This window comes from Vibrio sp. qd031, from assembly GCF_002100145.1.
Classification (GTDB): Bacteria; Pseudomonadota; Gammaproteobacteria; order Enterobacterales; family Vibrionaceae; genus Vibrio.
On the sequence record NZ_JXQD01000024.1, the window covers coordinates 322,397 to 333,677 of the forward strand.

Genomic DNA, 11,281 nt, shown 5'->3' on the forward strand with positions numbered 1-11,281 from the left:
TGACAACAAAAACGCCCCGCATTGAGAGTGTCAAAGCGAGGCGCTGCATTATCGAGTCATGCTTATTGGACTTTAAACTTGCCCATAAGGTCGGTTAACTCTGTTGACGTCCCATTGAGCCGCGCTTCAATTTGACTTGCTTGTTCAGAGTTGCTGTTAAGTTGAATAATTAACTGCTGAATTTTATGCATGTTGCGGCTGACTTCATCCGAAACATGTCGCTGCTCTTGGGCAGATGTCGCGATGATTGAGTTCAGTTGATTAATCTCATCCACCGACTCAGTAACCACATTCAACGAGTCCATCACTTCGTGCGTACGCTCCGCGGTATGCTCACAACTTGTTCGTGTGGTTTCCATTTCCGCAACCACGGTTTCGGCGTTTTGCTTAAGCTTGGCCAACATATCGTTGATTTGTGAGGTGCTATCTTGAGTTCGCGCAGCCAATGCGCGAACTTCGTCAGCCACAACAGCAAACCCTCTCCCTTGCTCACCAGCTCGAGCCGCTTCTATGGCGGCATTCAGTGCCAGTAAGTTAGTTTGCTCGGCAATCTCGCCAATCACTTGCAATACTGCACTGATTTGTTGAGTGTCGGAGTTCATGGTACTGATGGAGATCGACATAGACGACACCTGTTCAACCAAATCCTTCACGCTGTCTACGGCCAACGTCACAGTCTGTTTTGACTCTTCGGCAAATTGACTTGTGCGTTCAGTAATTTTAGCCGCATCTTCTGCGCTACTTGCCACTGAGCTGGCGGATGCACTCAACTCTTCAATGGCTGTGACCGCTTGTTCAGATTCTTGGGTATGCTGATCCAGTGTATCAACGTTAGAACGAGACTGAGCCGCTAAATTATCTGCAGAGCCTCCTACCGAGTTCGATAGAACCGATACTTCTTTAAACATATTTTGCAACTGCTCGATAAAGCGGTTGATCGATTGCGAAATTTGACCAATTTCATCGTTGGCGCGAACCGCTAAACGCTGGGTAAGGTCGCCATTACCTTGTGATAAGTCGGCGGTAAGTGCATTCAATTGCTTTAGTGGTCTAAACGCCACATTGAGAAACAATGCACTAACAAAGATCATCACGATCCCAGCTGCCACCAACGCGATAGTGATCTTCTGGTTTACTTCGTCCACATTGGCTTCTATGGCGGCATTGTCAATGTAACTGATCAGGTTCCACGGCTGATCGCCAACCTGTACAGGGATAGAAATAGTCGAAAAATCACCCGTAGGCTTATTACTATAAATGACTGTCGATCCTGCACTTAGCTCAACATAGCTGCCCGATAACATATGAGAGTCGATCATGGTGCCGTATTTGCTCAGGTCAACTACGAAAAAGTCTACCGAATCATCATCACGCTTGGCAGACAGTAGCAAAGTTGGACTGCCATTTTGAACGCTGACTGGATTGATGAGCAGTCCTGCAGGGTGAGCCTCTGCAAGTGCAATATACATTTCTTGCTCTTCGACACCGATATCGCCGGTATCATCCATCACGTAAGAGCCCATGACCTTAATAACGCGATCAAAGCCGGTATTATCTTTTACTTCGGTGACAGCCAAAATACTAAAATCAAGCTCAGAAGCTAAGGCAATTTTGTCCGTCAGCTCTCGCTCAATATTAGCTTGGATAAGACCCGTATTGTGGGAAATGCTGTCGGTGTCTTTTTGATAGATGGTGTCTTTGATAAAAAAGTTGGCGCTAGTGTAAGCAATAGCGACCGTCACAGTAATGATTAGCGAAATCATGACCAAGACTTTATTTTGGAACGATAAATTCTTCATAAGTTATTCAATCCGTTGAAAAAATGCAAATGCACAAATGTAGCTCTAATAACGACAACTGTATTTGAAAATTGCCTAAATACAGGTTAGCTACTATAACGGCAAAAAGTCTTAATACTTTAGCTTTATTTCTATAATTTACTTCAATTTAATCAATAGCTTATAATTCGCACCACTTCTGTGCGAATGCGGTCTATTCGCCGCACTTAGATGGTGCGATTGTATTGAATTTAATCGACTAAGCTGGATTGCTAATAGGATGCGCGAATACCAAACCGCCCTTTATGCCCATATTTTAGGATGAATGACAATGCCAGTTAGTCGGTTGCACAGAGTTTATATCGCAGTAGCTCTACACCGTTGTCTGCATCGATAAGCGTGGTATCAAGCACCGCTCCAGCGCGCAGCATGACTGCTTCGGAAGGTTTATTGGTCGTTTCACAGATGATAAACGCTTGCCCTTCAAGGGCTTTATTTTTAACGTGCTTCAGCAAAGCCGTTGCAACACCGCGTTCTCGTGATTTTGGGTGAGTTTCGTAGCCAATATGGCCAATCACATTGTCGATAAAGTCATTCGATTGATGACGCAGTCTCAATGTGCCCACAATGTCTCCGTCTTCAACACAAAAGTAGGTCGTGCACTGAACCCAGCCCTCAGGCAGCGATTCACCGCGCGCGTGCTTAGTCAGTTCAGACAAAAACGCCTTTGGGTCATCAACGGCCATGTCGTAGTATTCTAAGCCAACGGCATGACAGTCTCTAACGTACCTAACATACGCATCCTCAAGCGATTGATGAGCTTTTGTAATTTCCATTTATCCTAAGTAAACTTTTAAAAACCATAGGTTTACTATGTCTATCACAAGCTCAACTGCTATGCACGTAAATCATCGGGTTTAAGTGCTATTGCCTTTTCTAAAATGCTGAGACTAGTCTGAAGTGATTGGAACAACTCCCGAATACCGCACCCCTGATAGTTGCGCCATATCTCGGTTCCAAGTAGCAAGATCATTAGGGTTAAATTGATCGAGGCTATCGTGACCACAAGCTCTTGCCATAACACTCATCAACTCTGTTGACGCCTCGAAGAAGTTTTTCAGTTGCATAGAGGCTTTGCCGACATTAAGCCGTGCCCGTAAGTCTGATTTTTGAGTGGCGATACCTGCCGGACAGTTGTTGGTGTTGCACATTCTTGCCGCCACACAGCCTATAGACTGCATCGCACTGTTCGATATGGCTACCCCATCGGCACCTAAAGCCATAGCCTTCACAAAATCCATTGGCACACGCAAACCGCCGGTAATGATTAAGGTCACTCTACCGCTCGCCCCTACTTTATCAAGGTAAGCACGTGCTCTAGCAAGAGCGGGTATGGTCGGTACGCTAATATGATCTCTAAACATTTCAGGTGCAGCTCCGGTACCACCGCCACGACCATCCAATATGATGTAGTCCGCGCTAGCATCAAGAGCAAACTGAATGTCTGCTTCAATATGATTGGCACTGAGTTTAAAGCCAATAGGGATACCGCCTGTGACTTCACGAACCCGATCAGCAAATTGTTTGAACTCTTCAGCCGTATTTAAATCTTTAAAAGTGGGGGGAGAGATCGCCGCCGTCCCTTCTTCTAAGCCGCGAACTTGCGCAATTTTACCTATATTTTTCACACCGGGTAGATGTCCTCCGGTACCGGTTTTGGCCCCCTGCCCTCCCTTGAAATGAAACGCTTGTACATGCTTTAGTTTGGATTCATCGTAACCAAAGCCCGCGCTGGCCAGTTCGTAAAAATAGTGAGAATTAGCAGCTTGCTCCTCTGGAAGCATTCCCCCTTCACCTGAGCATATCCCTGTCCCGGCCAATTCTGCACCTGTGGCTAACGCAACTTTGGCTTCTTCAGACAGAGCGCCAAAGCTCATATCCGAGACAAACAAAGGAATCGAAAGTGTCAGTGGTTTCTTCGCTTTCGGGCCAATGACCAGTTGAGTCGAAACAGGTACCTCCTCGAGTCTTGGTTTCACGGCCATTTGCGCTACCATCACTTGTATATCGTCCCAATGTGGCAGTAAATGTCTTGGCACGCCCATTGAGGTCATCGGTCCATGATGGCCAACTTTAGATAATCCTTCTCTCGCAAGTTGGTGGATAAACGCTACGGTAGGCTCTTCTTGGGTTGGCGCAGCGGTAGGCATAGAATCAGCACTTTGAATTTGTACCCCAGGTCCTTCTTTACCAACGTCTTCGGCTGAAAACTGTTTATGCACACCATCGCAAAACGGCTGATTCTGCGAGTGTTTACAGCGGCATAAATAAGCGTCTCCTGTGGAGTCGGCGGTAAAGGGTTTGGGTTTAAACCCCGTTCCGGCATGGGACCCATCGCAGTAGGGTTGATTCTTAGATTGGCCGCAGGTACAAAAGTAATAATCTTGGCCTTCGGTAAGTTCGACTTTGATCGGTTTATTGTCTGCAATAATGGGGTTATTCATACCGCGCTTCCTTATCGAGTGAGTTCGAATAGTGGTAACTCACCCTGAGTATTCAGCCGCGATCGTTCATCAATACATGGACAGCTTAGGCATGAGTTTCATCTATGAGTAAAGCTGTGAAAGGCGCCAATTGCAATATTGGCCTCACCCGAACAGCGAACGTAGAAAGCGGCCTTCTAAATATATCCAAACGTAACAAACTGAAAGCAGCTTCATATCCCCATAATCAAGGTGCCCCTGCGTAACTGAGCTCGTCGACAACAGAGTGATATTTGAGCACTGATTTCGAAATTTACCCATAGCTATCATGAGGTTAGGATGATAGCATGCGCGCTTTCAACTGGCTATTCATCAGAGTTTTTTAATGCAATTTCGCAAGACGCTTTATGTCACGACTTTATTCGTTCTCCCTTCCATCGCGCACAGTGCAACGTCACTGGGCTTTGGATTTGATGCCAACTACTGGATGCCTTCCAGCTCATTCAACGACAGCAGCGCAAGTAACAATAGTGCGTACTTCGCCTCTCTCTATTTTGAACATCCAGTCCCAGTGTTACCAAACCTCAAGGTAACCACCTCTCATGTCGACAGCGTTTCATTTATTGAAGATCAGCTGGATTTAACCTTTTACTACAACTTGTATAACTCTAATCTCATCAAGGCATCATGGGGCCTCGGGGCAACTGTGTGGGATATTGACGAGCGCTATTACGAGTTTACCGACTATGGCGCGCATGCCTATGGGCGACTCGAAGGCTACTTACCCGTTACAGGGTTAAGTACGTATGGGGAAGTGTCCTACGCTATGGGTGAAAAATTTGATTCCACACGATGGGACATCGGTCTTGGGTATACTTTGCCTATCCCCGTCGTAGATTTAGGGATCCAATTGGGTTATCGAAGCCAGTCAACTGACGCAGAGTATGTCCGCCCTTTGCAGCGTGATTTTCAGTCAAATGGCATTTACCTTGGGCTCGGATTCGCTATCTAACGCACCCTATTCCCTCCTTTTTTGGTTTTAGCACCTTATAACTTCGCTGTACTAGGATGATTCTTGGTCAATGCGATGGTTAATTAATATTTACTGTTAAGGACTTATACATGAAAAACCGAACGCTGCTCCTTGTTTCGGCCTTTGCACTTACCGGTTGTTTAGACGACGACCCTGTCTCTGATTCTGAAGTCATGGACTTGGTCTATTGTACTAACCAAGCCGATTCGTCGTGCAACAATGACTACGCACTTGGTTCGTGGCGAACTCTTTCCGATGAAAAATGTTCAGGTACTTACTGTTTCAGCGACGAGTCTGATGCACCCCACAGTTTAGCGCTAACAAGATGGCGTGAAGGCGAACTCATACCCGTTTATTATCTGGGAAAAGACGACCACAGATTTACCCAAGCAATGGAAAGAGCTGAGGCTATAGCTGGCTATCGACTTTTTGACTTTCAAGGCGTGATTAATCTAGACATATCCGATCCTGAGAACATCGATTATAGCGGACTTAATACCGATTGGGGCTTTATCTGGAGTCAAGGTACTGCCATAGGGAACATGGTCGGCAGTTGCAGTGGCGGCACGGTATCGACTCGCCCATTTCACTACAATACCACCAGCTATCTTGTCCATATCGACTACGCGATTGAAAATATGGCCAAAAAATATAACACCGATCATCAGTTCAACTGGTTAAACATAGACAGTGTTAGCGGAGCAAACGGCGGCCAGATCACCTGCAATAAAACGGCAAGTTACGATGTAGCCCTTCATGAACTTGGCCATGCGTTAGGGATGCTCAACCATTTTTCTGGATTTGGCGATGGTAGTGCCTGGGGGCAAAATGCTGAGCGCGTGTTGCGCACAATGTACAACCGCAATAACCCACCAGGGCAGCCATTCGACGCCCTCTACGTGCCCAAATAACCAGTTATATTGGCGATAAGCAGTGCATCTCCTTTTGTGCGATTGTATGGTAGGAGATGCATCAATACGTCACGGCGATGTAAATACCTCAAACGCTCCTTTAAACAACTGCATGTGCAAATCAACTAGCTGACTGTGATCGGTGCGATACCCTCCCCCAACAACCGCTGCGATGGGTATTTGGTGACGCTTTGCAAAGGTAAACATACTGACATCTCTTGCGAGCAGTCCGTCTAGAGACACATTCAAATAGCCCAATTCGTCATCTTGATGAATATCCACGCCCGCGTCATAGATGATCACGTCAGGTTGATACGCTCGAATGGCCATTTCGACGACTTGGTTAAATTGTTCCAAGTACTCACCATCTTCTACACCTATGTTGAGACCGATGTCGATATCAGATTGAGGCTTGCGTGAGGGGAAGTTTTTCTCGCAATGCATAGACAGCGTAATGATGTCATCACGGTTGGCGCATAGACTGGCGCTGCCATCACCATGATGCACATCACTGTCGACAATAAGCACGCGATCGACCGCGTCTGACTCAAGCGCCACCACCGCTGCAATAACCAAGTCGTTCACCAAGCAAAATCCACTGCCAAAATTGTAATGAGCGTGGTGATAGCCCCCACTTAAATGAATGGCGCACCCTGTTTCTATAGCCCGTAATACCGTTTCAGCCGTGCCACCAGCAGAGCGAAGAGTGCGACGAATAAGTTGCACACTCCACGGAAACCCTATTCGGCGCATTTTGGCTGCCGGAAGGTCACCCTGTATTAGTGCATGAATATAGTCTGGGCAGTGGACTTGGGTTAATCGCTCGACTGGTAGAGGTTTGGGTTCAACAAACTGAAAATGAGTCGCCCACTCGTCATCGAACTGACACTTATGAAGCAATTGTTGATGCAACAAACGATATTTGTGTATCGGATATCGATGCCCATCAGGTAAAGGCAGTTCAGAATAACTGGGATGGTAAATCAGTGGGATCATCGCTCACCGTTAAAATTAAATCGATTAAAAGCTTGTTTTATTGGCTATTTTCGATCTTACTATAAATAAGAATCACTCTCTATGCGATCCCTATGACCCAACAAGCCAAATTTGTCGAAGGCTCGACCATGAAGCACATCCTCACTATGACTGGTGCCGGGTCAATTGGTTTAATGGCGCTGTTTTTGGTCGATCTGTTGGACATGATGTTCATCAGTATGCTGGGTCAAGTGGAGCTGGCGGCCGCCATTGGATTCGCGGGTACATTGATGTTTTTTACCACCTCCATTTCTATTGGCACCTCAATTGCCATGGGGGCCTTGGTCTCAAAAGCTATTGGCGCTAAGCAAACTGACGATGCTCAGCGTCTCGTGACCCACATTTTGTTGAGTGCGTTTGTCGTCAACTCAATAATGACCGCTGTGGTTATGGCTTACTCACCACAACTGCTTGCTCTTTTAGGCGCAAAAGGCGAAGCCGCCTATTACGCGCAGGCATATTTAAATATTCTACTGCCTTCTACTCCGATTATGGCAATGGGAATGGCCTCAGGTGCTGCACTTCGCGCGGCAGGCGATGCGAAGCTTTCTATGTGGTCCACGCTAATCGGTGGGATCGTCAATGCCGTTTTGGATCCACTGTTTATTTTTGGTTTTGGATGGGGCGTTGAGGGTGCCGCGACCGCCTCGGTCATTTCCCGCATTACGGTCTTTGTTGTTGCTTTTGCACCGCTCATTCGCGTCCATCATCTGGTTGGGAAGATTGAATGGCGTAAATTGGAGCGAGACCTTAGGCCGATCTTTGCTATTGCGTTACCGGCGATATTAACCAATACCGCGACCCCCATTGGCAATGCCATCGTCACTTCCAGTATTGCGGAATATGGAGAAAACTATGTGGCGGGAATCGCAGTGATCGGTCGGGTTACTCCGGTAGCATTCGCTTTAATATTTGCGCTTTCTGGAGCGGTAGGTCCGATCATTGGTCAAAACTATGGTGCGGAGCGCATCGATCGAGTTAACGATACCTTAAAGAACTCACTCATTGTCACGGGGGTCTACTGCACTGTTGTCAGTTTATTTCTCTATCTATTGCAGGGCCTGATCATTAACAGCTTTAGCCTAACCGGTGACGCCGCTACTGTCATTGTGGTCTTTTGCTCTGTGGTGGCGTTTACTTTCATTTTTAATGGCGTTCAATTTGTTGCCAACGCATCGTTCAACAACTTAGGCAAACCTCTCTACTCAACCTTTCTAAACATGAGTAAAGCCACCTTAGGAACCCTGCCATTTGTTTACTTTGGGTCGCAGTGGTTTGGCGCTCTTGGGGTTATTTATGGGCAAGCTTTGGGCAATGTGGTGTTTGGAGTTTTGGCGTACCTATTACTCAAAAAACACATCACTTCTCTATTCACTGAGCAGACGATTAAACAGCAACAATCTGATGACATTACCCTTCAACCTGTATGCATGCAGCCGTTTTGCTCTCATGATGCGATGGTCGTAGACGAGCTTCCTAAAGAAGCCGAACTGCTGTCAGAAAACAAGTAGTTAGCAGCTAAAAAATAGGGATACCTCGCGTTATCGGGCTATTTTTGCTAGACTTTGGTCGCATTTATAACACAGCGCTCTTCTTTTTTTAGCGGCATTCATACGCACTTTCCTGATCATCGATTAGTTATTATTGACCATTTACTGCCAGTAACGGGTTGCTTGCGTATTGCTTTTTACCGCTCTATTAGAAGAGACCATAAGGCATATATGACTAAAGGAATTGATAAATATAGCATTGACAGCACCGACTACACAGTGGGTCGCGACAATGTGCAAAAATGGGGATTTGATGTTCATAATCCTGTTTTCGGTATCAGTGCAGGACTTATCATCCTGTTTTTGATCGCCACCATGCTAGCGGATGCTGAAACCGCTAAAAGTGCACTTGATGGTATTAAGTGGGCCATCATCGATCGTTTTGATTGGCTGTTCATCAGTGCCGGCAACATCTTTGTGGTGTTCTGTGTACTCTTAATCCTCTCACCGTTTGGTAAGATCCGCCTAGGTGGACAAAGCGCTACTGCTGAATACTCTTACTTCTCATGGCTGTCGATGTTGTTTGCCGCAGGGATGGGTATTGGTCTTATGTTCTGGAGTGTGGCTGAGCCAGCGGCTTACTACACCGGTTGGTATGAAACACCACTGGGTGTTGAAGCTAATACACCAGAAGCGGCAAAACTGGCCATGGCAGCAACCATGTACCACTGGGGTCTTCACCCGTGGGCTATTTACGGTGTTGTAGCTCTGTCTCTTGCTTTCTTTACCTACAATAAAGGGTTACCGCTCTCTATTCGCTCTATTTTCTACCCTATTCTTGGCGATCGTGCTTGGGGTTGGGCAGGACACATTGTGGATATCCTTGCAGTCATTGCCACACTATTTGGTTTGGCCACTTCGCTTGGCCTAGGCGCACAACAAGCGGCAAGTGGTATTCAACATGTCTTTGGTATTGATGCCGGACTCTCATCTCAAGTTATTGTGATCACGGTGGTGACACTGCTGGCGGTGATCTCTGTAATGCGCGGCATCGATGGCGGCGTAAAAGTGATCAGTAACATCAATATGGTCGTCGCCGTCCTCTTAATGACCTTAGTATTGGTCATTGGCTTCAGTGTCGCTGTACCTGCTATTCCAGCAACGTTAATGGGCTACTTTGAATATTTGCTGCCATTAAGTAACCCATTTGGCCGCGAAGATGAAGCTTGGTTCCAAGGCTGGACGGTCTTCTATTGGGCTTGGTGGGTGTCTTGGTCCCCATTTGTCGGCATGTTCATTGCTCGTGTATCAAAAGGCCGTACGGTTCGTGAGTTCTTAACCGCGGTTCTGATTGTACCGACGCTGTTTACGCTTATTTGGATGTCTACGTTTGGTAGCTTGGCGATTGATCAGGTGGTTAACGAAGTCGGTACGTTGGGCGAAAAAGGCTTAACTGATGTGTCACTAGCGATGTTCCAGATGTTCGACGCTTTGCCGTTGGGTAACATGCTATCTATTGTGGCGATTGTTCTGGTATTGGTGTTCTTTATCACCTCGTCTGATTCTGGCTCGTTGGTGATCGACAGCATTACTGCTGGCGGTAAAGTGGACGCACCAATCATGCAACGCATGTTCTGGGCATTCATTGAAGGCGCAATTGCCATTGCACTGTTGTGGATTGGCGGCGCAGAAGCCGTTCAAGCAATCCAAGCGGGCGCAATTTCTACGGCATTACCGTTTATCTTCATTCTACTGCTGATGTGCGTCAGCTTGCTTCTTGGCATGCGCACCGAAATGCAAAAACTGAAGTAAACAAGACCTATGGCGTTAAAGCCATAAGTCTGAGACAGGTTGCTCACTATCAAAATGGTGAGCAATCTGTGCTTGCAAAAGCTCTGCCGTTGCAATGGCATCAATCAACGCATGGTGAGGAGTATAAGCAGGCAACCCATATCGAGTGCGACTTTTTCCAAGACGTATTGACTGTCTTTTCTTCCCTTTTAGTCGATTCCACAACCCGCCAGTCTCGGCATGCTGAATAAGCGCTTCTAGCTCAAGTGTATCGAGCAACGGAAACTCTAAACCATCCTTCACTCGCAACTCCAACTCTTTGCTTAAAAACGCCCGCTCAATAAATCGATAGTGCACCACCATAATATGCCCTGACATCGTTTGAATAAGCTCGTCCATGATCACACCAAAGTCGGGAGCTTGTCTTACATCGCTATGTGTAATGCCGTGTATCACAACCGACTCATCACCAATTTTCTGATGTGGTTTGAGCGTCCAGTGTTTGGCTTGATTGAGATAGACACGATTCAGATCAAATGGCACAACGCCTATGCTAATAATTTCATCATTGTGAGGATCAAGTCCTGTGGTCTCAAAATCCATCGCCATAAAACGAACTTCGCTCAAGGGCGTTGTAAGAGAAGGTATGGCCGTTTGATAATAATCCATAATCGCTGGGTATTGGCTCGTTTTTGATAACGCCCTAAATCGCGCTGGCCAATCTATTGCCGTACCTGGGACATTTAATCGCATACTCACA

At 46.6% G+C, this 11,281-nt stretch carries 9 protein-coding genes; 4 read left to right on the forward strand and 5 right to left on the reverse strand.

Translation table 11 applies throughout. The annotated features are described in order from the left end of the window. Window positions 1-62 precede the first annotated feature (62 nt). The 3 genes from ST37_RS10305 to ST37_RS10315 form a co-directional block, all read right to left on the reverse strand. The gene (locus tag ST37_RS10305; protein ID WP_084885967.1) at window positions 63-1,799 is read right to left on the reverse strand and encodes a methyl-accepting chemotaxis protein; all 1,737 of its coding nucleotides are present in this window, start codon (window positions 1,797-1,799) and stop codon (window positions 63-65) included. 317 nt (window positions 1,800-2,116) lie between these two features. Beyond that, entirely contained in the window at window positions 2,117-2,614 is a 498-nt protein-coding gene (locus tag ST37_RS10310) for a GNAT family N-acetyltransferase (RefSeq protein WP_084885969.1), read from the reverse strand. 114 nt (window positions 2,615-2,728) lie between these two features. Continuing rightward, window positions 2,729-4,282, reverse strand: a complete 1,554-nt coding sequence (locus ST37_RS10315) for a glutamate synthase-related protein (protein ID WP_084885971.1) — start codon at window positions 4,280-4,282, stop codon at window positions 2,729-2,731. Window positions 4,283-4,646: 364 nt separating this feature from the next. On the opposite strand from ST37_RS10315, the gene ST37_RS10320 reads away from it, so the two are divergent. Both ST37_RS10320 and ST37_RS10325 read left to right on the forward strand, forming a co-directional pair. After that, window positions 4,647-5,273: a TIGR04219 family outer membrane beta-barrel protein gene (locus ST37_RS10320; protein WP_084885973.1), complete on the forward strand. Its 627-nt coding sequence runs from the start codon at window positions 4,647-4,649 to the stop codon at window positions 5,271-5,273. A gap of 110 nt (window positions 5,274-5,383) precedes the next feature. Next, a complete protein-coding gene (locus ST37_RS10325; RefSeq protein WP_084885975.1) occupies window positions 5,384-6,205 on the forward strand; it encodes a hypothetical protein in 822 nt (273 codons plus the stop codon). A gap of 69 nt (window positions 6,206-6,274) precedes the next feature. Here ST37_RS10325 and ST37_RS10330 read toward each other — a convergent pair whose 3' ends face one another. Beyond that, window positions 6,275-7,201 (reverse strand): histone deacetylase, encoded by a 927-nt coding sequence (locus ST37_RS10330; RefSeq protein WP_084885977.1) that lies wholly within the window; start codon window positions 7,199-7,201, stop codon window positions 6,275-6,277. A 92-nt stretch (window positions 7,202-7,293) separates the two neighbouring features. Between ST37_RS10330 and ST37_RS10335 the strand changes: the two genes are divergently transcribed. Both ST37_RS10335 and ST37_RS10340 read left to right on the forward strand, forming a co-directional pair. Continuing rightward, window positions 7,294-8,751 carry an MATE family efflux transporter gene (locus ST37_RS10335; RefSeq protein WP_084885979.1) on the forward strand — a complete coding sequence of 486 codons (1,458 nt, stop codon included), beginning with the start codon at window positions 7,294-7,296 and terminating at the stop codon, window positions 8,749-8,751. A gap of 210 nt (window positions 8,752-8,961) precedes the next feature. Beyond that, on the forward strand, window positions 8,962-10,542 hold the full coding sequence (locus ST37_RS10340) for a BCCT family transporter (protein WP_084885980.1): 1,581 nt from the start codon (window positions 8,962-8,964) through the stop codon (window positions 10,540-10,542). A gap of 15 nt (window positions 10,543-10,557) precedes the next feature. Here the strand turns inward: ST37_RS10340 and ST37_RS10345 are convergent, their stop codons facing one another. Further along, window positions 10,558-11,274: a 3'-5' exonuclease gene (locus ST37_RS10345; RefSeq protein WP_084885981.1), complete on the reverse strand. Its 717-nt coding sequence runs from the start codon at window positions 11,272-11,274 to the stop codon at window positions 10,558-10,560. Window positions 11,275-11,281: the final 7 nt, after the last annotated feature.